This window comes from Pseudomonas sp. N2-3-1-14, from assembly GCF_041228395.1.
Classification (GTDB): domain Bacteria; phylum Pseudomonadota; class Gammaproteobacteria; order Pseudomonadales; family Pseudomonadaceae; genus Aquipseudomonas.
The window spans coordinates 1,112,057-1,136,067 of record NZ_CP166199.1; the positions used below are offsets into that span (position 1 = coordinate 1,112,057).

General features: G+C 60.9%; 18 protein-coding genes, 1 other RNA gene, 1 pseudogene and 1 riboswitch. Of the genes and pseudogenes, 11 read left to right on the plus strand and 9 right to left on the minus strand.

What is annotated here, in order from left to right:
* Positions 1–30 precede the first annotated feature (30 nt).
* Positions 31–651 (plus strand): SOS response-associated peptidase, encoded by a 621-nt coding sequence (locus AB5I78_RS05180; RefSeq protein WP_369302602.1) that lies wholly within the window; start codon positions 31–33, stop codon positions 649–651.
* A 117-nt stretch (positions 652–768) separates the two neighbouring features.
* Here the strand turns inward: AB5I78_RS05180 and AB5I78_RS05185 are convergent, their stop codons facing one another.
* Both AB5I78_RS05185 and AB5I78_RS05190 read right to left on the minus strand, forming a co-directional pair.
* Positions 769–1,611 (minus strand): methyl-accepting chemotaxis protein, encoded by an 843-nt coding sequence (locus AB5I78_RS05185; RefSeq protein ID WP_370004727.1) that lies wholly within the window; start codon positions 1,609–1,611, stop codon positions 769–771.
* A gap of 15 nt (positions 1,612–1,626) precedes the next feature.
* A pseudogene (locus AB5I78_RS05190) lies at positions 1,627–2,907 on the minus strand (HAMP domain-containing protein); the annotation flags it as partial.
* A 228-nt stretch (positions 2,908–3,135) separates the two neighbouring features.
* Between AB5I78_RS05190 and AB5I78_RS05195 the strand changes: the two are divergent.
* Complete coding sequence (locus tag AB5I78_RS05195; protein WP_369302604.1) at positions 3,136–3,954, plus strand: M48 family metalloprotease; 819 nt, start codon at positions 3,136–3,138, stop codon at positions 3,952–3,954.
* Between the two features lie 121 nt (positions 3,955–4,075).
* Here the strand turns inward: AB5I78_RS05195 and AB5I78_RS05200 are convergent, their stop codons facing one another.
* From AB5I78_RS05200 to AB5I78_RS05210, 3 genes are all read right to left on the minus strand, one after another.
* On the minus strand, positions 4,076–4,660 hold the full coding sequence (locus AB5I78_RS05200) for a TMEM165/GDT1 family protein (RefSeq protein ID WP_016974259.1): 585 nt from the start codon (positions 4,658–4,660) through the stop codon (positions 4,076–4,078).
* Between the two features lie 89 nt (positions 4,661–4,749).
* Positions 4,750–4,869: riboswitch (yybP-ykoY riboswitch) on the minus strand.
* Between the two features lie 51 nt (positions 4,870–4,920).
* Positions 4,921–5,919, minus strand: coding sequence for a methyltransferase (locus AB5I78_RS05205; protein ID WP_369302605.1), 999 nt, complete (start codon positions 5,917–5,919; stop codon positions 4,921–4,923).
* A 30-nt stretch (positions 5,920–5,949) separates the two neighbouring features.
* Complete coding sequence (locus AB5I78_RS05210) at positions 5,950–6,915, minus strand: 2-hydroxyacid dehydrogenase (RefSeq protein WP_124416452.1); 966 nt, start codon at positions 6,913–6,915, stop codon at positions 5,950–5,952.
* 84 nt (positions 6,916–6,999) lie between these two features.
* Here AB5I78_RS05210 and AB5I78_RS05215 point away from each other — a divergent pair, with 84 nt between their 5' ends.
* The 7 genes from AB5I78_RS05215 (at position 7,000) to AB5I78_RS05245 (ending at position 18,809) form a co-directional block, all read left to right on the plus strand.
* Complete coding sequence (locus AB5I78_RS05215; protein WP_145165138.1) at positions 7,000–7,632, plus strand: LysE family translocator; 633 nt, start codon at positions 7,000–7,002, stop codon at positions 7,630–7,632.
* Between the two features lie 1,177 nt (positions 7,633–8,809).
* Positions 8,810–10,492 carry a fatty acid--CoA ligase gene (locus AB5I78_RS05220; protein ID WP_145166207.1) on the plus strand — a complete coding sequence of 561 codons (1,683 nt, stop codon included), beginning with the start codon at positions 8,810–8,812 and terminating at the stop codon, positions 10,490–10,492.
* 333 nt (positions 10,493–10,825) lie between these two features.
* Positions 10,826–12,685, plus strand: a complete 1,860-nt coding sequence (locus tag AB5I78_RS05225) for a DUF1302 domain-containing protein (RefSeq protein ID WP_106579576.1) — start codon at positions 10,826–10,828, stop codon at positions 12,683–12,685.
* 43 nt (positions 12,686–12,728) lie between these two features.
* Positions 12,729–14,093, plus strand: coding sequence for a DUF1329 domain-containing protein (locus tag AB5I78_RS05230; RefSeq protein ID WP_106579575.1), 1,365 nt, complete (start codon positions 12,729–12,731; stop codon positions 14,091–14,093).
* Positions 14,094–14,377: 284 nt separating this feature from the next.
* Positions 14,378–17,107, plus strand: a complete 2,730-nt coding sequence (locus AB5I78_RS05235) for a LuxR C-terminal-related transcriptional regulator (protein ID WP_369303436.1) — start codon at positions 14,378–14,380, stop codon at positions 17,105–17,107.
* Between the two features lie 55 nt (positions 17,108–17,162).
* Complete coding sequence (locus AB5I78_RS05240; protein WP_262210211.1) at positions 17,163–17,804, plus strand: MBL fold metallo-hydrolase; 642 nt, start codon at positions 17,163–17,165, stop codon at positions 17,802–17,804.
* Positions 17,805–18,026: 222 nt separating this feature from the next.
* Complete coding sequence (locus AB5I78_RS05245) at positions 18,027–18,809, plus strand: OmpA family protein (RefSeq protein ID WP_106579573.1); 783 nt, start codon at positions 18,027–18,029, stop codon at positions 18,807–18,809.
* Positions 18,810–18,877: 68 nt separating this feature from the next.
* On the opposite strand, the gene AB5I78_RS05250 is transcribed toward AB5I78_RS05245, so the two are convergent.
* The 4 genes from AB5I78_RS05250 to AB5I78_RS05265 all read right to left on the minus strand — a co-directional run bounded on the left by AB5I78_RS05250 (position 18,878) and on the right by AB5I78_RS05265 (position 22,324).
* Complete coding sequence (locus AB5I78_RS05250) at positions 18,878–19,459, minus strand: BON domain-containing protein (protein WP_106579572.1); 582 nt, start codon at positions 19,457–19,459, stop codon at positions 18,878–18,880.
* Positions 19,456–20,049, minus strand: a complete 594-nt coding sequence (locus AB5I78_RS05255) for a phosphoheptose isomerase (RefSeq protein WP_003216190.1) — start codon at positions 20,047–20,049, stop codon at positions 19,456–19,458. Before AB5I78_RS05255 ends, AB5I78_RS05250 begins: the two co-directional genes overlap by 4 nt.
* A 92-nt stretch (positions 20,050–20,141) precedes the next feature.
* Positions 20,142–20,513 carry a YraN family protein gene (locus AB5I78_RS05260; RefSeq protein ID WP_145166209.1) on the minus strand — a complete coding sequence of 124 codons (372 nt, stop codon included), beginning with the start codon at positions 20,511–20,513 and terminating at the stop codon, positions 20,142–20,144.
* Positions 20,513–22,324: a penicillin-binding protein activator gene (locus tag AB5I78_RS05265; RefSeq protein ID WP_145166210.1), complete on the minus strand. Its 1,812-nt coding sequence runs from the start codon at positions 22,322–22,324 to the stop codon at positions 20,513–20,515. The genes AB5I78_RS05260 and AB5I78_RS05265 overlap by 1 nt, the downstream gene beginning before the upstream one ends.
* Before the next feature lie 165 nt (positions 22,325–22,489).
* Here AB5I78_RS05265 and rsmI point away from each other — a divergent pair, with 165 nt between their 5' ends.
* A complete protein-coding gene (gene rsmI / locus AB5I78_RS05270) occupies positions 22,490–23,395 on the plus strand; it encodes a 16S rRNA (cytidine(1402)-2'-O)-methyltransferase (protein WP_178119770.1) in 906 nt (301 codons plus the stop codon).
* 96 nt (positions 23,396–23,491) lie between these two features.
* An RNA gene (rnpB, locus tag AB5I78_RS05275) (RNase P RNA component class A) lies at positions 23,492–23,844 on the plus strand.
* The last annotated feature ends 167 nt before the right edge of the window (positions 23,845–24,011 follow it).

The following is a 24,011-nucleotide window of genomic DNA, read 5'->3' on the forward strand; positions in this document are numbered from 1 at the left end:
GGTCGGTTTACCCAAGAGTCGTGTTGCCCCATGTGTGGACGTTATGCCCTGTTTCGCTGGAACCCTACGTTTGCTGCCTTGCCGGGCTTCCCGGCCGACCAGCAGGCGCAGTGGAACATCTCCCCGAATGATTCGGTGCTGATTCAGCGCTTGAGCGAAGGCCAGCACACCCTGGCGCGCGCGCGCTGGGGCCTGACGCCGCCCTGGCTGACTGACCTTTCCCGCACCCCCGCCCACGCCCGCGCCGAAACCCTGGCCGAACAACCGATGTTCCGTGAAGCCTTCCGCCAGCGCCGCTGCCTGCTGCCCGCCAACGGGTTTTACGAATGGCGCGGCACCCAGCGCAAGCGCCCGTACTGGCTGACGCCGGGCGAGGGCTCGACCCTGTTTTTTGCGGCGATCTGGGAAGCGTATCCGGTGCAGGAGCAGGTGTGGCTGAGCACCGCGGTGGTGACGCAGGCGGCGCAGAGTCAGCGGCGGCCGTTGATTCTGGATGCGGCGGGGCAGGAGGCGTGGCTGGATCCACAAACGCCGTTGCCTGTGTTGCAGGGTTTGCTGGCCAGTGAGCCGGCTGCGTTGCGCGAGCGGGTCTTGGCCAATATGGTCAATGACCCAAAACTGAATGGGCCGGAGTGCCTGACCCCTGGCTGAGGTTGGAGCCACTGGCCCCTTCGCAGGCAAGCCAGCTCCCACATTTGACGGTATTCACCCATCCAAATGTGGGAGCTGGCTTGCCTGCGATGGCGGCCTCAAACCCGCCACAAATCCCTAAACCTTGAACTGATTGATCAACCGCCGCTGCTGCTCCGCCAGCTTGGTCAGCTCCGCACTGGCTGCGCTCGATTCATCCGCGCCGCCCGCCACTTCATTGGCCACCTGGCCGATATTGATCACATTGCGATTGATGTCCTCGGCCACCGCGCTCTGCTCCTCGGCGGCGCTGGCGATCTGGGTGTTCATGTCGTTGATCACCGACACCGCCTGAGTAATTGTCTCCAGCGCCTCGGCCGCCTTCGCCGCATGCTGCACGCTTTCATCGGTGCGGTTCTGGCTGTCTTCCATCACCTTAACCACATCGCGCGTGCCTTGTTGCAACTGCTGGATCATGGTCTGGATTTCTTCGGTGGCCTTCTGCGTCTTCTGCGCCAGGTTACGCACTTCATCGGCCACCACCGCGAAACCACGGCCTTGCTCGCCGGCCCGCGCTGCCTCGATGGCGGCGTTGAGGGCCAGCAGGTTGGTCTGCTCGGCAATCCCGCGAATGGCTGTGAGGATCGCGTTGATGTTCTCACTGTCCTTGGCCAGGGTTTGCACCACGCCCACCGCTTTACCGATTTCCTGCGCCAATGCGCCGATAGACGTAGAGGTGTCGCGCACGATGAGCATGCCCTGGCTTGCGGCCTGGTCAGCGTGGCTGGCGGCTTGCGCGGCCTGGGTGGCGTTGCGCGCCACGTCCTGGGCGGTGGCCGTCATCTCATGCACGGCGGTGGCCACCTGGTCGATCTCGACCATCTGTTTGTGCACGCCCTGGTTGGTGCGAATGGCGATGTCGGCGGTGTGCTCCGACGAATCGCTGACCTTCTGCACCGAACTCACCACTTGGGTGATCATGCCCTGCAGCTTGATCAGGAAAGTGTTGAAACCGGTGGCAATCGCGCCCAGTTCATCGGCGCGGTCACTGGTCAGGCGGCGCGTCAGGTCGCCTTCGCCCTGAGCGATGTCATTAAGCATGGCCACCATTTGCTTGAGTGGGCGGGCGATGCCGTGGCCCACCAGCCAGATCACCAGCAAGCCGATGCCGGCAATCAACAGGCCCACCATGGCCATGCCGAAGGTGTCGGTCTTGCGCTGGGCTTGCAGGTCGCTTTGCAGTTTTTGCGAATCGGCCATCACCGCGCTCAGTGGCAGCTGCATCATCAAGGTCCAGCGTGCTTCGGCCTGGCCGATGTTGAAGGGCAGGAACAGCTCGATGTGCCCGTGTTCCTTGTCGATGTCGTAGCGCACTTCGCCGACTTTCAACTGGCCGAGATTGGCCAGCTCGTTGCTGTCGAGCAAGTCAGTGGCTTTTTCGCCCAGCTTGCTCGCGTCCTTGGTGTAGGCCACCAGGCGACCATTGTTGGAAATCAGCGCCAGTTCGCCAGCGCCGTTGTAGAGGTTCTGGTCGGCGCGGGTGAGCATGTCCTGGATGAAGTTCACCGACAGATCGGCGCCGACGATGCCCTGGAAGGTGCCGTCGATCATGATCGGTTCGATAAACGAGGCCAGCATCACCATCGCATTGCCGACCTTGTAAGGCGCAGGGTCGATGGCGCAGGGCTTTTTGCTTTCTTTGGAGCACAGGTAGTACTCACTGGCGCGCACGCCGGTGGCGAGGATGTTCTGGTCGTTGACGTCGGCGAGTTTATCCAGGCCCAGGCTGCCATCGGCGTTGCGGTACCACCACGGCAGGAAGCGCCCGTCGGCGGCCATGCCGACGATCGGCGTGTTCACGTAGGCGGCGTCATTGTGGTCGATCGCATTGGGCTCCCAGCCGATATAGGCGCCGAGGATTTTCGGGTTGCGCACCACGGTTTCGTGCAGCAGGTTGATCAGTTGTTCGCGGCCCACCTGCAAGGCCGGTTCGCCCTTGGCGTCTTTCATGCCGAGCAGGGCGTTGGCTGTGGCCAGGCCTTTGGCGGTCACCAATGGCGCTTCCAATTCACGCTGGATCAACGTGGCCTGGGTTTGCGCCAGGGCGGTGAGCCGTTGCTCGATGATCTGCTCGAACTGCGCCTGGGTGCGTTGCTGCACCAGTTCCTGGGTGCGCGCGCCGGCGAACACCGCGTAGAGCACCAGGACAGCGACCACACTCAGCACAATGGCGCCGGTCAGTGCTGCGACAGAAAACTGAATCGACTTGAATTTCATGAACGCTCCGGGCGCAAGGGCAGGTGGGCTGCCTTTGTGTATCGGCCACGGGCTCGGGAGGCTTAAGGCTTGGCGGGCGAAATAGTGCCGAATGTCGCAAATGGACTGGTGGCCGCCGCTGTGGGCATGTGGGATGTATCTGAAAGTTAGCGGTTACACGTCTGTTGTATCTGGCGCCGATACACATGAGCGCCTAGGATACGCGCCATGTTTTCAGGGAGCGTGTTCATGAAGAAGTCATTGGCGGTAAGTGGTTTGTTTGCGGCAATGCTGCTGGCGGGTTGCCAGTCGGTAAACACCACCAGCGGCGGCGCCGTCGGGGTAGAGCGCAAGCAGTACATGTTCAGCATGTTGTCGAGTCAGGAAGTCGACCAGATGTATGCCCAGTCCTACCAGCAGACGCTGGGTGAGGCGAGCGGCAAAGGCATGCTCGACAAGACCAGTGCCAACGCCAAGCGCGTGCAGGCCATTGCCAATCGACTGATCGCCCAGGCGCCGACCTTTCGCCCGGATGCGGCGCAGTGGAAGTGGGAAGTGAACCTGATCAAAAGCGATGAGATGAACGCCAACTGCGGGCCTGGCGGCAAGATCTTCGTGTACAGCGCGTTGATCGACAACCTCAAGCTCACCGATGACGAACTGGCCGCGGTGATGGGCCATGAAATCGCTCACGCCTTGCGCGAACACGGCCGTGAAGCCATGTCCAAGGCCTACGGCATCGAGATGGCCAAGCAGGGCGCCGGTGCCTTGTTCGGTCTGGGCCAGGACAGCCTGGCGCTGGCCGATACGGTGGCCAACTACGGCATGACGCTGCCCAACAGCCGCGCCAATGAAAACGAAGCCGACCTGATCGGCCTGGAGCTCTCGGCCCGGGCCGGCTACAACCCGAACGCGGCCATCACGTTGTGGAACAAGATGGCCAAGGCTTCGGAAGGTGCGCCGCCGGAGTTCATGAGCACACACCCGGCCTCCGACAGCCGAATCGCCTCGTTGCAGGCGGCGATTCCGAAAGTAATGCCGCTTTACCAGCAGGCCAAAAAATCCTGAGTTAACGCGGACCCATGTGGGAGCTGGCTTGCCCGCGATGCAGACGACTCGGTCCTTCAGACATACCGAGTTGATGCTATCGCAGGCAAGTCAGCGCTCACATCGGATTGGGGTTACAGGTCTAGATCCAGCCGCTGCTTTGCATGGCCTTGTACACCGCCACCACCGCCAGAACGAAGAACGCCGTAGCCGCCAGTCGACGAATCAGGGTCAATGGCAGTTTCTCCGCCGCAAAATTCCCCGCCAGAACCACCGGCACGTTGGCAATCAGCATGCCCAGGGTGGTGCCGATAATCACCAGCCACAGCTCAGGGTATTGCGCGGCCAGCATCACCGTGGCGATCTGCGTCTTGTCACCGATTTCGGCGAGGAAGAACGCAATCAGCGTGGTCAGGAACGGCCCGAATTTGCGCGTGGTACTGGCTTCGTCGTCGTCAAGTTTGTCCGGCACCAGGGTCCACAGCGCCGTGGCGCAGAAGCTCGCCGCGAGGATCCAGTGCAACACCGCATCCGAGAAGAAGCTGCCGAACCAGGCCCCCACGGCACCGGCGGCTGCATGGTTGGCCAGGGTCGCGGCGACGATGCCGGCGATGATGGGCCAGGGCTTGCGGAAGCGAGCAGCAAGGATGAGCGCGAGCAGTTGCGTCTTGTCGCCGATTTCGGCCAGGGCAACGATTGCGGTAGGAACGAGTAATGAATCCAGCATCAGGTAAGTTTCCAGGGGCGGGTCGACACGGCTATGACACGTACAGCCTTCCCGCCCCGGGTAAGGTGTGCGTGTCATAGGTCTTGTCAAACCCCGGTCCGTCTGTGCGGACTCCTGGGTCGCATACGCCATGGTCTGCTGACCAAGTATGTTGACGTATGCCGGACGAGCATGGCGCTCGTGGGAGACTACTCCCCTAGGACGGAGCGGATTCTGCCTAGGCAAAACCCATTCGGCAAGCCTTCTTTTTCAAAAAGCCATCAGCCGCGTTTGGCACGATAAATGCGAAAACCATTGCCTTCGGCCTTGATTGCACACACGCCCAAGTGCTCTTCGATCAGCGGTTGGTACTTGAGGAAACTGTTGGCCACCAAGCGCAGTTCGCCGCCTTTTGCCAGGTGTTTCGCCGCTTTTCGCAGCAAGTTTTCCGTGGCGAAATAGTCGGTGTGCACGCCGACATGGAACGGCGGGTTGCTCAAAATCGCGTTCAAACCCATCGGCGCAGCGTCGATGCCGTCACCGGTCAACACCTCGGCTTCCAGGCCATTGGCCGCCAAGGTCAGGCTGCTGCTGGCGGCGGCGAACGCATCCACGTCAAGCATCGTCACCGTGTTGTGCGGGTAGCGACGCTTGACCGCAGCGCCCAGCACGCCGGCGCCGCAGCCAAAGTCGAGCAAGTGCCCGCTGGGCAACTTGTCCAGGTGTGCAAGCAACAGCTCGGTGCCGCGATCCAGGCGACCGTGGCTGAACACGCCCGGCAGGCTCACAACCTTGAGCGGCCCTTCGGCCAGCGGCACGTCAAACACCTGCGCCAGGCTTTCCAGTTCGACTGCTTGCGGGGCATTGGCCACGGTGACCTGCCACAGCTGGCAGTGCCGCGCGTTGTCGAGCTTGCGGGGCTTGCCGAACGGAATCATCTGCTTGGCGGCGCTTTCGATACCGCCTTTTTTCTCGCCCACCAGAAACAGCTCAGCGCCGGGCAGGCGTGCGGCCACGGCGTTGAGCAGGTAGTCGGTGAGGTCCTTGGACTTGGGCAGGAAAATCACCGCCGCATCAAAATCGCGCTCGGGCGCGTTCACGCCGAAATGGCTGCGCTCGGGGAAGCGCGCATCGAGCGCCGCCTGGTCGCCGGCATGCCAGCTCCAGCCGTGGGCATTGGGCAGGCGGCCGAGCAAATCGTCGGCGGGCAAACCTACCAGCAGCAGGTTGCCTTGAAAAAGTTCGGCCTGACGAAGCAGTACTTCACTGCGCGGATCCATGGTCTGCTCCTTGAAAAGGGGCGCAGTTTATCAACTGACGACGCGCAGCGGGGTGCCGTTGAAAAAGCCGCGGGCGTTTTCCGCCAGTTGACCAACGATGCGCTGCCGCGCTTCGCGACTGCCCCAGGCGTTGTGGGGCGTCACGATCAAGCGAGGAATATCGCCGGCCAGCAGCGGGTTGCCATTGACCGGTGGCTCCACGCTCAGCACATCGGTGGCCGCACCGCCCAGATGGCCGCTGCGCAACGCGTCTGCCAGGGCTTGTTCGTTGATCAAGCCACCGCGCGCGGTGTTGACGATAAACGCGCCGGGCTTGAGCAGTGCCAATTCGCGGGCGCCGATAAAGTCGCGGGTGTGTTCATTGAGCGGGCAGTGCAGGGTCAGCGCGTCGACTTGCGCGAGCAGTTCATCCAGGGGCACGCGGTCAGCGCGGGCAGGGCGGCCCGGAATCGCGCCGAGCACCACGCGCATGCCGAAGGCTTCGGCCAGGCGCGCGACGGCGCTGCCCAGTTCGCCATGGCCGAGCAGGCCGAGGGTTTTGCCCTCCAGCTCGACAATCGGGTAGTCCAGCAGGCAGAACTGCTTGGCTTGTTGCCATTTGCCCGCGCTGACGTCGCGTTGGTAGTCGTTCAGGCGTGTCGCCAGATTCAGCAACAGCATGATCGTGTGCTGCGCCACCGACGGCGTACCGTAGCCCTGGCAGTTGCTCACCGTAATGCCATGGGCACGGGCGGCGGCGAGGTCGACGTTGTTGGTGCCGGTGGCCGAGACCAGGATCAGCTTGAGTTCGGGGCAGGCTTGCAGCGTTTCGGTATTCAGCGCGATTTTGTTGCTGATGACCACTTGGGCGCCTTGCAGGCGTTCGACCACATTCTGCGGCGTGGTGTGCGCGTAAAGTTGCAGGTCGCTGAAGCTGTTGCGCAATTCGCTGAGGTCCAGGTCCCCAAGGTCCAGGGACGGGTGATCAAGGAAGACGGCGCGGCGATTGTTCGTCATCAACTGTACCTTTTGCGACAGGGTTCGAAGGCGTAATCTGCCGAGCCTATCAGATGAAATAATCAGTTACTTAATGGAGTGAGTATGTACGCCGCCGAGTTTTTGACCGTAGCCCTGATTCACTTATTGGCGGTGGCCAGCCCCGGCCCGGATTTCGCTGTTGTGGTGCGCGAGAGTGTGACCCATGGGCGTCGCGCCGGCACCTGGACCGCGCTGGGGGTGGGCTCGGCGATTTTCCTGCACGTGGGCTACTCGCTGCTGGGGATTGGTTTGATCGTGTCGCAGTCCATCGTGCTGTTTAACGCGCTGAAGTGGGCGGCGGCGGCGTACTTGTTGTACATCGGTTTCAAAGCGTTGCGCGCGCAGCCGGCCAAGCCGGTTGCCGAGGGTGAGTTGCAGCCTGAAGTGGGTGAGCGCACTCCGCGCGCGGCATTTACCGCGGGGTTTGTGACCAATGGTTTGAACCCCAAGGCCACGCTGTTTTTTCTGTCGCTGTTTACGGTGGTGATCAACCCGCACACGCCGCTGGCGATCCAGGCTGGATACGGTGTGTACCTGGCGGTGGCGACGGCGTTGTGGTTTTGCCTGGTGGCTATGTTGTTCAGTCAGCAGCGGGTACGCGCGGGATTTGCGAGGATGGGGCATTGGTTTGATCGGACCATGGGGGCGGTTTTGATTGCGATTGGTGTGAAGCTTGCGTTTACGAGTATGAAGTGAGGGGTGGGGTTTGGTTTGTGCTGTGGGAGGGGGGGACATATCCGTTGCTGCGGTAACGGCGGCTGGTGGTTCCGCTCTTACAGCGGGTCACTTTTGGCAAACGCCCCAAAAGTAACCAAAAGGTCTTTGCCCCACCACTCGGCACCTCGCCTAGGCTCGGCATTCCCTCACTCCGGCTTGAATCCGTGGGCCGCCGCGACGGGCCTTCCATGGCCCAACGCGGCTAACCCGGCGTCCTGCCGGGTTACCCACGGATTCAAGCCTGCGTTCGGCCAGCGTGGTTGACGGGGCCTGTCAGATCACAAGCAAGATCAAAAGCAAAAGCACGGCGGCCTGGTAGCCGACCTGAGTGGTAGAAGCAAAAGCGGATCAAAAGCACAGCAACACATTTCTATCTGAAGCACAGAGATCCAAATGTGGGAGCGGGCTTGCCCGCGAATGCGGTGTGTCAGTCAGCTCATGTATAACTGACCCACCGCCTTCGCGAGCAAGCCCGCTCCCACAATTTCACCGAGTTCAGCCTCCACCACCGCACTGCTTTGCTTTTCTGTGGGAGCTGGCTTGCCTGCGATGCAGACACCTCGGTGTGTCAGGCATAACCAGTTGATGCCATCGCAGGCAAGCCAGCTCCCACATTTGATTGAGTTCAGGTTCCAGAATCAGGTCGGCTGTCAGGCCGCCTCGCTTTTGCTTTTGATCTAACCACTCAGGTCGGCTACTAGGCCGCCGTGCTCTGCTTTTGATCTTGATCTGCTTTTGACTTTGATCTTAGGCGCCCCGTTAAACCACGCTGGCCGAACGCAGGTTTTGGAGCGTGGGTAAACCGGCAGGACGCCGGTTTAGCCGTGTTGGGCCATGGATGGCCCGTCGCGGCGGCCCACGCTTCAAAGCCTGCGTGAGGGCACACCGAAGCGTGAGCGAGGTGCCGAGTGGTGGGGCAAGAGCCTTTTGGTAACTTTTGGGCTCTTTTCAAAAGTGACCCGCCGTAAGGGCGGAACCCCAAGCGGCCATCACCCAAATAACGGATATGCCCCCAGCCGGCAGCACCTGGATGATGGCGCAAAGCTAGTATTCATCGGCCTCTGCAAATCATTCCTTTGGCTGATTTAGCTGACACATAAGCTCTCTAAAGTGCAGGTCTTCAAGCCAAGACCGTGCAGTCAGATAAGGGATTCGTATGTTGCAGACCCGTGTTATCCCACCCGCCGAAGGCGCTTACCAATACCCACTGTTGATCAAACGCCTGCTGATGTCCGGGACCCGCTACGAAAAAACCCGGGAAATCATCTACCGCGACAAACTGCGTTACACCTACCCCACCCTCATCGAGCGCGTCGCGCGCCTGGCCAACGTGCTGACCGAGGCCGGGGTCAAGGCCGGTGACACCGTCGCCGTGATGGACTGGGACAGCCACCGTTACCTCGAATGCATGTTCGCCATCCCGATGATCGGCGCGGTAATCCACACCATCAACGTGCGCCTGTCGCCCGAACAAATTCTCTACACCATGAACCACGCCGAGGACCGCTTCGTGCTGGTCAACAGCGAGTTCGTGGGGCTTTACCAGGCCATCGCCGGCCACCTGACCACGGTCGACAAAACGCTGCTGCTCACCGACGGCGACGAAAAAACTGCCGAGCTGCCCAACCTGGTCGGCGAGTACGAAACACTGCTGGCGGCCGCCAGCTCCACGTACGACTTCCAGGACTTCGACGAAAACTCCGTCGCCACCACTTTCTACACCACCGGCACCACCGGCAACCCCAAAGGCGTGTACTTCACCCACCGCCAACTGGTGCTGCACACCATGGGCGTTGCGACGATCATGGGCAGCGTCGACAGCGTGCGCCTGCTGGGCACCAACGACGTGTACATGCCGATCACGCCGATGTTCCACGTGCACGCCTGGGGCTTGCCGTACGTGGCAACCATGCTTGGTTTGAAGCAGGTCTATCCGGGCCGCTACGACCCGGAATACCTGGTGGAGTTGTGGCGCAAGGAAAAGGTCACCTTCTCCCACTGCGTGCCGACCATCCTGCAAATGGTGCTCAACGCCAAGGCGGCGCAAGGCGTGGATTTTGGCGGCTGGAAAATCGTCATCGGCGGCAGCGCGCTTAATCGCACGCTGTATGAAGCCGCCAAGGCGCGCGGTATTCAACTGACTGCCGCGTACGGCATGTCCGAGACCGGGCCGCTGGTGTCGTGTGCCCACCTCAACGAAGAACTGATGGCCGGCACCGAGGACGAGCGCACCACCTACCGCATCAAGGCCGGCGTGCCCGGGCCGTTGGTGGAAGCGGCGATTGTCGACAGCGAAGGCAACTTCTTGCCCGCTGACGGCGAGTCCCAGGGTGAGCTGGTGCTGCGCGCACCGTGGCTGACCGAGGGCTATTACAACGAGCCGCAAAAGGGCGCCGAGCTGTGGGAGGGCGGTTGGATGCACACCGGCGATGTGGCCACGCTGGACGCATTTGGCGTGATCGACATTCGCGACCGCATCAAGGATGTGATCAAGACCGGCGGCGAGTGGATCTCCTCCCTGGCCCTCGAAGACCTGGTCAGCCGTCACCCGGCGGTACGCGAAGTAGCGGTGGTGGGCATCGCCGACCCGCAGTGGGGCGAGCGCCCGTTTGCGTTGCTGGTGGTCCGTGATGGCCATGTGATAGGTGCTCGCGAGCTCAAGGAACACCTCAAGCCTTTTGTCGAACTGGGCCATTTGAGCAAGTGGGCGATTCCAAGCCAGATTGCCGTTGTTACGGAAATTCCCAAGACCAGTGTCGGCAAGCTCGACAAAAAACGTATCCGTATCGACATCATTGAATGGCAGGCCAATAACAGCACGTTCCTGTCCACCCTCTGATGCCCCTCGCCGCGCCCGATCGGGCGCGGCAATGCTCTATCTCAAGCCTTCACTTGTGATTTGCCAATTTTCAGCCATCCTTGCCGCGCCGGCCTTCGTCGGCGTGGCGAAAGGACTGTGGCAGACGGGTTGGTGATGCAAATCACACTTTAGAGGGATCAAGCGGTACCCCCTGCTGGCTATAGTCCATCTCAGAGTTTTTCAAGGATGTTGCGCTTCGGGCCATGGGGGCTCGGTTGCCGTTCGGCATTGGAATCGTTGTATTCCGGCCGTTACACGCATCCAGAAGAAAGAACTCACTGCCATAACAATAATGCACATGGAGTAGCGTCGATGACCTCAGTAAACCAGTTCTGGCGCCGGGCAAGACTGCCCCTGGCCGTCAGTCTCGCTTCTACGCTCGCCGGGCCCGCATTCGGCGTCAGTTTCAACATCGGTGAAATCGAAGGCAGCTTTGACTCATCCCTGTCGGTGGGGGCGAGCTGGTCGACTGCGGGTCGCAATAAAGACCTGATTGGTGTCAACAACGGCGGCAAGGGGCTTTCACAGACCTCCGATGACGGCCACCTGAACTTCAACAAGGGTGATTCCTTCTCGAAGATCTTCAAGGGTATCCATGACCTTGAATTGAAATACGGCGACACCGGCATCTTTGTACGTGGCAAGTACTGGTACGACTTCGCGCTGCAAAACGAAGACCTAGACTTCAAGAACGTCAGCAACAACAACCGCAAAGAGGGCGCCAAGTCCTCGGGCGGGCAGATTCTCGATGCGTTCATTTATCACAACTACACCGTTGCCGATGAGCCAGGCAGCGTGCGCTTCGGCAAGCAGGTAGTGAGCTGGGGCGAAAGTACGTTCATTGGTGGCGGTATCAACTCGATCAACCCGATCGACGTGTCTGCATTCCGTCGTCCGGGCGCCGAGATCAAGGAAGGCTTGATTCCGGTCAATATGTTCTACGTGTCCCAGACCCTCACCGACAACCTTTCCGCAGAGGCGTTCTACCAGTTGGAGTGGGACCAGACCGTGGTGGATAACTGCGGCACGTTCTTCTCCCAGCCAGACGTGATTGCCGACGGTTGCAGCAATAACCTGCGGGTCTTGAACAAGCGTTCCACCATCCCTGGCGCGGCCTTGCCGACATTGAACGCGCTGGGTGTGGACGTGAACAATGAGGGCGTGCTGGTAAAACGTGGCGGTGACCGTGATGCACGGGACAGCGGCCAGTTCGGCGTGGCCATGCACTACAACTTCGAGCCACTGGACACGGAGTTCGGTGCGTACTTCATGAACTACCACAGCCGTGCGCCAATCTTCAGCGCCACCGGCGCGCCAAACTCGGCCTACACCCGTCCGCTGGGGCAACTGGCGGCTTTGCGTCCGTTGATCGTGGCCGGCAGTTCCCAGTACTTTGTCGAGTACCCGGAAGATATCCGCCTCTACGGCCTGAGCTTCTCCACCACGCTGCCTACCGGCACCGCCTGGAGTGGTGAATTGAGCTACCGGCCAAACGCGCCGGTACAACTGAGCACCACCGATATTCTGTATGCGGGCGTTACGCCGATTCGGGGCTATGAAAATGCATCGGTGCTCAAGGGCACACCGGGCCAAGACCTGCACGGCTACAACCGCAAGGAAGTGACCCAGTTCCAGACCACCTTCACGCACTTCTTCGACCAGGTGATGGGCGCGACCCGCCTGACCACCGTGGGCGAAATCGGCGTAACCCATGTGGGCGGCTTGGAAAGCAAAAACACTGCGCGTTATGGCCGTGATCCAGTGTTCGGCCCTGGCACGCTGCCGGGTGGTTTCTGCAACGCGCTGAACAATTCGACCGCTCAAGGTGCGGGCCTGCCGAATGCATCCGGCTTGAACACCAACTGCAACAACGACGGCTACACCACCGCGACGTCCTGGGGTTATCGCGCCCGGGCGATCTGGGAATATCCGGATGTGTTTGCCGGTGTGAACCTCAAGCCCAACGTGGCCTGGTCTCATGACGTCAAAGGGTATTCGCCAGGCCCTGGCGGCAACTTTGAAGAGGGTCGCAAGGCCGTCAGCCTGGGCGTCGATGCCGAGTACCAGAACACCTACACCGTCGGCCTGAACTACACCAACTTCTTTGGTGGCCGGTTCACCACGGTGGACGATCGCGACTTTATCGCCTTGAGCGCCGGCGTGAACTTCTAAGACTTTCTTTTTCAGATGCATGCATTTCAGGAAGAGCCAGAACATGAAAATAACTAAAAGTCTGTTGCACGTGGGTGTGCTTGGGCTGTCGATCATGGCGGGTAGCGTCATGGCGGCAGTCTCGGCCGATGAAGCCGCCAAGTTGGGCACGACCCTAACCCCGATGGGCGCCGAAATGGCGGGCAACGCGGCCGGCACCATCCCCAAATGGTCGCCGCTGCCCACCAATGCCGGCGCCGTGGATGCCCGTGGTTTCCTCGCCAACCCGTATGCCAGCGAGCAGCCGCAATTCACGATCACCGCGCAGAACGTCGAGCAGTACAAAGACAAGCTGGCGCCGGGGCAGTACGCGATGTTCAAGCGTTACCCGGACACCTTCAAGATGCCGGTTTACCCGACCCATCGCGGCGCCACCGTGCCGGCTGATGTGTTCGCGGCCATCAAGAAGAACGCCACCAACACCAACCTCGTGTCTGGCGGCAACGGCCTGGAGAATTTCGAAACCGCGGTGCCGTTTCCGATCCCGAAAAGCGGCGTGGAAGTGATCTGGAACCACATCACCCGCTATCGCGGCGGCAGCGTGACGCGTCTGGTCACCCAGGCCACGCCGCAAACCAACGGTTCGTTCAGCCTGGTGTACTTTCGCGATCAGTTTGTGTTCCGCGACAAGATGAAGGACTACGACCCAAAAAACCCGGGCAACGTGCTGTTCTACTTCAAGCAGCAAGTGACCGCTCCGGCACGTCTGGCCGGTGGTGTGCTGCTGGTGCACGAAACTCTCGACCAGGTGAAGGAGCCGCGTTCGGCGTGGGTCTACAACGCCGGCCAACGCCGTGTTCGCCGGGCGCCGCAAGTGTCCTATGACGGGCCGGGCACCGCTGCCGATGGCCTGCGTACCTCCGACAACCTCGACATGTACAACGGCGCACCGGACCGCTACGACTGGAAGCTGGAAGGCAAAAAAGAAATCTACATCGCCTCCAACAGCTACAAGATCGACGACCCGAAGCTCAAGTACGTCGACATCATCAAGGCCGGCCACATCAACCAGGACCTGGCACGTTATGAGCTGCGCCGCGTCTGGCACGTGGTCGCAACCTTGAAGGAAGGCCAGCGCCACATCTATGCCAAGCGTGACTTCTTCATCGACGAAGACACCTGGCAAGCCGCGGTGATCGACCATTACGACGGCCGTGGCCAACTGTGGCGCGTGGCTGAAGCTCACGCCGAGAACTACTACGACAAACAAGTGCCGTGGTATGCCCTCGAAACCCTCTACGACCTGCAGTCCGGCCGCTACCTGGCCCTGGGCATGAAGAACGAAGAGAAGCAGGCGTATGACTTCGGCTTCACCGCCACCACCAGCGACTTCACCCCGGCGGCCCTGCGCCAGGATGGTGTGCGCTAAGCAACACTCACTCGACAATGTGGGAGCTGGCTTGTGTAAAGCTGGCTTGTGTGGGAGTCGGGCTTGCCCGCGATGCAGGCGCCTCGGTCTATCAGTTACACCGAGTTGATGCTATCGCAGGCAAGCCAGTCCCACACAAGCCAGCCTTGCACTAGGCAGCTCCCACATTTTTTGTCGTAGTTCTTTTTCAGGTAAATGTTGCAAAGATCTACAAACCCGCCGCTTTTACCGCTAGTCTGCGGACATCTGCAATGCCGACAACAGCCTTCTACAAGAGCCCGGCGATGACTGATCTGTCCCGAATCCAAGGGCCTGCAAGCGCAGTAATTCCGACGCTGGAAGCGCGCTTCTACAGGCCACCTTTGCCTGACGGCTATGTGCTGCGCCCGCGCCTGTGCGAGCGGCTGAGTGCTGGTCTGGAGGGGCGACTGCTACTGGTCAGCGCTCCGGCGGGGTTCGGCAAGAGTTCGCTGGCGGTGGAGTTCTGCCAGGGGTTGCCGGCGCATTGGCAAAGCCTGTGGCTGGGCCTGAGCCCACGCGATAACGACCCGGGCCGTTTCCTCGAGCGCCTGCTCGACGGTTTGCAACAGTACTTCCCGCAACTCGGCGCCCAATCCCTGGGCCTGCTGAAGATGCGCCAGCGTCACCAACCCTTTGCCTTTGAAGAATGGCTCGACGGCCTGCTCGATGAGCTGACGTTGCACTTGTCCACGCGCGCGCCCTTGTTGCTGGTACTGGATGACTACCATCTGGCCCAGGGCCCGGTGCTGGATCGCTGCCTGCAGTTTTTCCTGAATCATTTACCCGATGGGCTGGTGGTCATGGTCACCAGCCGCCAACGTCCCGACTGGCACCTGGCGCGCCTGCGGCTGTCCCGGCACCTGCTGGAGCTGCATGAACAAGACCTGCGCCTGACCCACGACGAATCGCTGGCCGTGCTGGCTCGGCACAGCAGCTCGTTGCGCGGCGAGGCGCTGGACAACCTGATCCGGCGCAGTGAAGGGTGGGTCGCCGGCCTGCGTTTCTGGCTGTTGGCCATCGCCGAAGCGGGCAATGAAAGCGCGTTGCCGCACAGCTTGCACGGTGGCGAAGGGCTGATTCGCGATTACCTGCTCGAAGAGGTCATCGACTGCCTGCCGGTTGAAGTGCAGGCGTTCCTGTACGACACGGCGCCTCAGGATCGTTTCTGCAGCGAGCTGTGCGACGCCGTGCGCGAGGCCCATGACAGCGCGGAAATCCTGCGCTATCTGCAGGCCCATCAGGTGTTTTTGGTGCCGCTGGACGAACAGGGCCATTGGTACCGTTACCACCATTTGTTTTCCGATTTGCTGCGCACGCGCCGCGCGAGCAATGCCACCTTGCCGATTGCCAGCCTGCACTTGCGGGCCTGTCGTTGGTTCAACGCCCAGGGTTTTATCGACGAAGCCGTGGAGCAGGCGTTGCGCGCCGGCCACCTCGATGTGGCGGCAAACCTGGTGCAGAACCTGTCAGAGGAGCAACTGCTGGCCGAGCAGAATGTGGGCATGCTGCTGCGCTGGAAGATGGACTTGCCCGACAGCCTGCTGATCAGCACGCCGCGCTTGATCGTGCTCTACAGTTGGGCGCTGGGGTTGGCGTGCCAGTTGGATGCGGCGGAAGAATTGTCAGGCTACCTCAGTCGCTTCCTGCCGGCGCCGTCGGCCACTGCGCAAAAGTCGATGCTGGCCCAATGGCTGGCGCTGAGCGGGATCATCGCCCGCGGGCGAGGGGATCGTGAGTTGACCCAGCGTTACTGCAGCGAGGCGTTGGAAAGCCTGCCGCACAAACGCTATGGCCAGCGCCTGATGTGCCTGTCGACCCTGTCCAATTTGGCTATTGTGGATGCCGACCTGTGGCGCGCGCGTGGCCTGAATCGCGAATCCCTGGAGCTGGCGCAGCGCGTCGGCAACCCGCTGTTCGAGGCCCTGGCCCATTACGACCGCGCGCGCGTATTGCAGGCGCGCGGCGAAATTCTGCGTTCTCTGGACGAAGTGCGCCAGGGGTTGCAACGCCTGCAAGGCCTTGCGCCCCAACGGCTGTACGCCGTACGCGCGCGGTTATCGCTCTACGAAGGTTATTTGCTGCTGGTGCGTTATCAGTCTGACGCTGGCCTTGCCCGTTTGCGTGCCGGCCTGAGCGAAGCCCGTGCCTGCCGCGATATCAGCGTACTCATCGGGCATTGTGTGATTGCCAATTTCGAAGGGCGGCGCGGTGATTTCGCCAAGGCCTTCGCCGAACTCGCCGAAGCCGAGCGCCTGATGCATATCTGGGACGTGCCGCCGATCTATTACCTGGCGATGATCACCCTGATCAAATGCGAATTATGGCTGGCCCAAGGCCGCACCGACCTTGCCGACGCCTGGCTGACCCGCCTGGGGCAGACCTATAACGGTGAGCACGCCGCCGCCGCACCGGAGTTTCATCCACACCTGGCGCAACACATCGGGCTGCAGCAGGCCGCACTCGATGCGATCCGCCATCAACCGGCTGCGGCCCTGCAGCGCCTCGAAGAGCTGGCACAGCAGGCGCAAAGCAGCGGGCGCCAGATGATTGCCCTGATGGCCCTGACCCAGCAGGCGCATGTATTGCTGGAGTGCGGCCAGGAAGCCAAGGCGCGGCCAATCGTGGCCCAGGCGCTTGAGACGGGCGCTGGTGGCGCACTGCAACCGTTCCAGCGGCTGCTGGAGCGTTACCCTGACTGGATGCGCGAACAACTCGGCAAGACCCCGCATGCGTTATTGAACCAAAACCTGTTGGCGCTGCTGCCGGTGGTTGCCGCCGCCGAGGCCTTGCCCACCCACGAAACCCTCAGCACCCGCGAACTGGCAGTGCTGCAACTGATCGCCCAAGGCTGCTCAAACCAGGAGATCAGCAACCAGTTGTTTATCTCTCTGCACACGGTGAAAACCCACGCCAGCCATATCAACAGCAAGCTGGGCGTGGAGCGCCGAACCCAGGCGGTAGCACGGGCGCAGGAGATGGGGTTGTTGGGGTAGGGAGCAACGCATTTGTGCCAAAATCGCTGACTTACAAATGATCGAGTTCGCTCTGATGTCTCAGCTACCAGCCCTGATTCGCGAAACCTTCCCCGTCGGCCCGTTGCAGTGCAACTGCACCATCATCGGTGACCCGATCACCAAAAACGCCATCGTGGTCGACCCCGGCGGCAATCATGAGCTGATCCTGGCTCGCCTGGAGGCGTTGGGCCTCAAGGTGGTGAGCATCATCCATACCCATGCGCACCTCGATCACTTCCTGGCCTCCGGCCAATTGAAAGAGAAAACCGGCGCCACCTTGCATCTGCACAAGGACGATAAATTCCTGTGGGATAACCTGGAAATGCAATGCCAGATGTTTCGCGTGCCTTATACGCCGGTGCCGTCACCGGATCGCTGGCTGGAAGATGATGAGGCGTTGGCCTGCGGTTGCGGCGTGGCCTTGCACACGCCAGGGCATACACCGGGTTCGATGAGCTTCTGGTTTGCCGATGCCAAGTTGTTGATTGCCGGCGACACATTGTTCAAGCGCGGCGTGGGGCGCACCGACCTGTGGGGCGGGGACCAGGCGACCATCGTGCGTTCGATCAAGCAGCGTTTGTACACCCTGGATGAGGGCGCAACGGTGGTTACCGGGCACGGGCCGGACACCCGGTTGGGCGATGAGATGCGTGAGAATCCGTTTGTGCGGGCGTAGGGAATAACCACGGGGCTGGGGCTGTTCTATACAAAGAATCGTCGTCGCAGCTTGCGTTCAGCCTGGGTCTGCTACGGTTTGCTTAGCGGTGAAACTGGCCCGCCTTTGTCACAGCAGGGGCGATGGCCACGGAATTTTTACCGTTTGTCGCGTTCAAAACCCGGCACAGGTCCATTGCCAATGTCCTTTGCACCACAGAATGCAAAAGTAGGAGCTCCCTTCATGTTTACTCCGCGTCGTCTTCTTGTTGTTGCCACCGCCGTAGCCCTGTTGTCCGGTTGCGCCTCGCCTAATCCTTACGACGGCAGCCAGGGGCAGGCAAATGATGGTTCGCAAGGCGGTATCAGCAAAACCGCCAAGTACGGCGGCCTGGGTGCGCTGGCTGGCGCATTGGCCGGTGCTGCCATCGACCATAACAACCGTGGCAAGGGTGCACTGATCGGTGGTGCAATCGCCGGTATCGGCGCCGCCGGTTACGGTTATTACGCCGACCAGCAGGAAAAGAAACTGCGTGAAAGCATGGCCAACACCGGTGTTGAAGTGCAGCGCCAGGGCGACCAGATCAAGCTGATCATGCCGGGTAACATTACCTTTGCCACCAACTCGGACGCGATCGCCAGCAGCTTCTATACGCCGCTGAACAACCTGGCGAACTCGCTGAAGCAGTTCAACCAGAACACCATCCAGATTGTTGGGTACACCGACAGTACCGGCAGCCGCCAGTTGAACATGGACTTGTCTCAGCGTCGTGCGCAGAGCGTAGCCAACTACCTGACCTCCCAAGGCGTGAGCCCGACCAACCTGAGTGCACGCGGTGCCGGCCCGGATAACCCGATTGCCAGCAACGCCGACGTGAATGGCCGTGCCCAGAACCGTCGCGTAGAGGTCAACCTCGGCCCGATCCCTGGCCAGCAATACGGCCAGCCGGGTCAGCAGCAACAACAGCAACAGGCGCCGCAGCAGAACAACCAGTTCCAGGGCAACCCGTACCAGCAGTACCAATAAACGCAGGCCACTAAAAAGGGCGCCGTGCAGTCAATGCACGGCGCCCTTTTTTGTGGCTGCGAATGACATCAGTCGATGTATTCGAACACCTTTACGATCTTCTGTACGCCGGACACACCCTGAACCAGGTTGGACGCGCGGGTGGCTTCCGCCTGGGTCAGCAGGCCCATCAGGTAAACGATGCCGTTATCGGTGACGACTTTGATGCGCGAGCCCGGTACGGCGCTGTCGGTAAGCATCTGCGCCTTGATTTTGGTGGTCAGCAACGCATCGTTACTGATGGCCAGCAGGGTAATAGGGTCCATGACCTGCAGTTCATTGTGGACCTTCTTGACCCGCTGAACCGACGAGGCGGCTTGTTCTGCCTGGGCCTTGAGCTCCGCACGCGGCGTCTGGCCGGCCAGCAGTACCACGCCGTTGAAGCTGGTTACCACAATGCGCGAGGCGCCATTGCCCAAGTCTGTAGCGGCCTTGGCGACGTTGACCTTGACCTTGGTTTCGATGAGCGAGTCATCGATTGTGCTGCCGAAAGTACGCGTGCCCCGGTCATCCTGAATGGGTGTGTCACGTGTCGCGGTGATTGCCGTGCTGCAGCCGCTGATGGCAAGGCACAGCGTGATGGCCAAAAGGCTGAGGCGGTTAACGGTCATTCTTCACTCCCGAACAGTTGGCTGTCGATCAGATCGCACAGGCAGTGGATCGCCAGCAGGTGGACTTCTTGAATGCGTGCAGTGACATTGGCCGGGACGCGAATTTCAACGTCCTCCGGCAACAGCAGCGAGGCCATGCCGCCGCCGTCACGGCCGGTCAATGCTACGACAATCATTTCGCGATCATGTGCGGCCTGGATCGCTTGAATAATGTTCGCCGAGTTGCCGCTGGTGGAGATCGCCAGCAGCACGTCGCCGGGTTGGCCCAGGGCGCGAATCTGTTTGGAGAAGATTTCGTTGTAGCTGTAGTCGTTGGCGATCGAGGTGATCGTCGACGTGTCGGTGGTCAAGGCAATGGCCGGCAGGCTCGGGCGTTCGCGCTCGAAGCGGTTGAGCAGCTCGGAGGAAAAGTGCTGGGCATCACCGGCCGAACCGCCGTTGCCGCACGAAAGCATTTTGCCCTCGTTGAGCAAGGCATTGACCATGACCTGACTGGCTTGCTCGATGTGCGGTGCAAGTACGTCCATCGCCTGTTGCTTGGTGTCGATGCTGGCCTGGAAAAGCTGGCGAATTCGGGATTGCATGTCCATCTGTGTGACCTTAAGTAGCGCGGCTGTTTGGCACAGGAATGTGCAGCCCGCAAAGCAAAGAGCAAAAGTGTGTGGTGAAGATGTCCGGTGAATCAGCTGTCGAAGGCATTTTTAAGCCAATTCAGATCAGCGGGGCCAGACGGTGTGCTTTCTATGGCAACCACATCGAAACGGCAGGGGGAGTCAGCCCAGCGATGCTCTTTTTGCAGGAAAAACTGCGCGGCGAGTATCAGCTTCTGACGCTTGCGCCCGTCGATACTGGCGAGCGCGCCACCCCATTGTGCGTGTTTTCTGTAGCGGACTTCGACGAATACTACTGTATCGCCGTCAAGCATGACCAGATCAAGCTCACCGCGTTTACACAACCAGTTCTGCGCCAGAAGGCGCAGACCCTGTTGTTGCAGATACTGGAGGGCTTGAAGTTCGGCATCCTTGCCGCTTTGTGCGCTGGACCGCTCGGGCATCAGCGCGAGGTGTCCGGCAGGCGCTGGATGTCGCCGCCAACGAATTTCGCCCACGGCATCTGGCGGTCAACACGTTGGTTGGCGCTGATGCCCAAGCTGCCGGAGAGACCGTCAACGCGCGTATCCGGCAGCGCCTTGAGCTGGCCCAGGCGCGGAGCCAGACGGTAGGCGTCGGCGCCCATCGCGTACAGGCGGCCCAGGCTGCCATTGGCTTGTGGCCATTGCGCGGCAACCTGGTTGCGCAGCGGGTCGGTGGTGTTGAGCAGCCAAGGGGTTTCACAGAACATGACGTTGGTCATGTCCAGGTACTGGTTTTTGTCGCCGCTGGCGCTGAACACGTGGGACGTCGCATACACAGGCACGTCGCCGGCGTACTGGAAGTTCAGGGTTGGCTTGATCTGCTGGGCCAATTGTGGCGTCACAGCCAGGAAGATGAACTCGATGTCCTGGCGTCGCGACGGTTGTGCAGCTACATCAGTGCCAACGGCGCTTTGCAGGCTCTTGGCGCGACCTTCGCTTTTGCGCAGCTGGAACAGGTCGGCAATCTGCTGGGCGAGGGCGACCGGCTGGTCAACGTACTCGACGCCGACGACGGTGCCGCCATTGGCTTCCCAATCCTGGCGGAAGGCTTTGTAGACACGCTCACCCCATTCGCCACGCGGCACCATGGCGGCGGCGCGGTGCAGGCCGTCGGCGCGGGCACGGCGCGAGACTTCGCGGGCTTCGTCTTCAGCGGCCAGGCCGAACTGGAACAGTTGCGGCGGGTTTTCATTCAGTTCGCTGTAGTTCAGCGCCAGCGTCGTGATCGGCAGTTGCGGGCGAGCAGCGAGTTGTTTGACCAGCGGTTTTTCCAGCGGGCCGACAACCAGTTGTACGCCGGCGGCCTGGGCCTTGGCATAGAAGTCGTCGAGGGAGGTCAGGCGCGAGCTGTCATAAAACTCGATGACCGGCGGTTTCTGCCCGGCTTGTTCGGCCTGGTAGTGAGCCGCCATGAAGCCTTCGCGCAGTGCCTTGCCGACCGCAGCCAGCGGACCGTCCTGCGGCAGTAGCAGGGCGATCTTGTTCAGCGGCTGGCTGGCCAGTTCCTTAAGCTTGGTCAGCGGCGTCGGCAGTTGCACTGCGGCCGGGTGCCCAGGGTTCTGCGCGCGCCAGGTGTCGATCGCGGCTTGTTGTTGCTCCAGAGTGCCGGCGCCTTTGACGGCTTTGGCCAGGCTGATCCAGCCATCAAGCGTCGGGTTGCCGCTGGCTTGCAACTGGTCAGCCGGCAGCGCGGCAATCAGCGCCCAGATGGCTTCGTGGTTGCTGTTGGCAGCGTCGCCCGTCAGCAGCGGAGCCATGGCGACACGCTCACGCGCGGCGGCCAGGGTCTGGCCATCGGCTTCATAGGCGCGGGCATGCACGGTGCCGGTACGGATCTGCTGGTCTGTCGGCAGCTCCTTCAGGCTTTGCAGGCTAGGATGGTTCAGGGCTGCCAATGCAGCCTTGGGCTGATTGCGCGCCATGGCCAGTTCGGCGGCCAGGGTGCTGGCAAAAACTTGCGCGGCCGGCTTCAGGACATCCAGGGGCACCTGCGCGAGAATCTGCGACGAACGCCCAGGGTTGTTCTGGTGGTAGGCCAGGTCAGCCGCACTCAGGCGCAGCATTGCGGCCTTTTCTGGCGTGTTGGCGGAGGTAGCCTGTTCGAGCAGTTGCTCGATACTGGCATCCGGGGTCCGGGGGAGGTCGCCAAGGCTGGACGAGGGCGAGCTGGCACAGGCAGCCAATAAGGCAGCGAGGCAGAGGGCGGAGAGCAGCCGCAGGCAAGCGATCATGTAAGTGTTCCTGATACCGATCAAATTAGCGTGGAAGTGTACCCAAGCACTGGCCCAGGCGCGATGTTACTGGCGTGAAACCGTCGATTTAGGTCGTGCAAATGCTGCCAACAGCCATCGACGGCCGACCTTGAGGGCATATTATCGAGGCGCCTACGCGCTACAATGCGACTTTTCCCAACCATCGAGGTGTGCGTTTTGACTGCTCCAGGTCCTTTGAATTCCACTGCAGGCTCGCTTTTTGTCGTGGCGACGCCCATTGGCAACCTGGACGACATCAGTGCCCGGGCGCTGAAAGTGTTGCGCGACGTAAAATTGATCGCGGCGGAAGACACGCGGCATTCCCAGCGGTTGATGCAGCATTTTGGTATCAGCACGCCCCTGGCCGCTTGCCACGAACATAACGAACGCGAAGAAGGCAGCCGTTTTATCACGCGCCTGCTGGCCGGTGACGATGTGGCGCTGATCTCCGATGCCGGTACGCCGTTGATTTCCGATCCCGGCTACCACTTGGTCCGCCAGGCGCGAGCCGCTGGTATCAATGTAGTGCCTGTTCCGGGAGCGTGCGCGCTGATTGCTGCATTATCGGCTGCCGGGTTGCCGTCGGATCGTTTTATCTTTGAGGGCTTCCTGCCAGCCAAGACCGTTGGGCGCCGCGCGCGTCTTCAGGCGCTCAAGGAAGAACCGCGTACGTTGATCTTCTATGAAGCCCCGCACCGCATCCTTGAATGCCTGCAAGACATGGAGCTGGTGTTTGGCGGCGAGCGCCTCGCGCTGCTGGCGCGCGAGCTGACCAAGACGTTCGAAACCCTCAAGGGCCTGCCGTTGGAAGCGTTGCGTGCCTTCGTCGAAGGCGACAGCAATCAACAGCGTGGCGAGTGTGTGGTGCTGGTGGCCGGTTGGGCAGCGCCGGAGGATGAGGATGCTGTGGGCAGCGAGGCCATGCGCGTACTCGATCTGCTGCTCAAGGAAATGCCCCTCAAGCGGGCTGCGGCGCTGGCCGCCGAAATTACCGGCGTGCGCAAGAATGTGCTGTATCAGGTTGCGCTGGATAAACAGAAAGCCGAATAGTTCCGGGGGCGAACCGGCATTCCGTCCGAACGTGATGGCATTGCTGCACTTTTAATACTTGTCCTCAGCCCGCCGTGCCGTTAACCTGCGCGGCGGAGAGTCGATTGGACAGTCGCTGCCTTCTATGAAAATTAGGGGGGGAGGAAAGTCCGGGCTCCATAGGGCGAAGTGCCAGGTAATGCCTGGGAGGCGTGAGCCTACGGAAAGTGCCACAGAAAATAACCGCCTAAGCACTTCGGTGCCGGTAAGGGTGAAAAGGTGCGGTAAGAGCGCACCGCACGACTGGCAACAGTTCGTGGCTAGGTAAACCCCACTTGGAGCAAGACCAAATAGGGTCCCAAGGCGTGGCCCGCGCTGGGACCGGGTAGGTTGCTAAAGATGTCCAGTGATGGCCATCGTAGACGAATGACTGTTCAAGACAGAACCCGGCTTACAGATCGACTCTCCACCTTTTTTCCTTCTGTCCGAATCTCGTGCAGAAACCCGGTAGTAACGCAAGAATCCCTCCCTGCCAAATCATTGGCAGATGCATCTTCGTAATACCAAAAAAATCTTACTCTTAATAAATCACTTTAACTTTAAGCCATAGCTCCATGAGCTATTTGCGGTTGTTGAG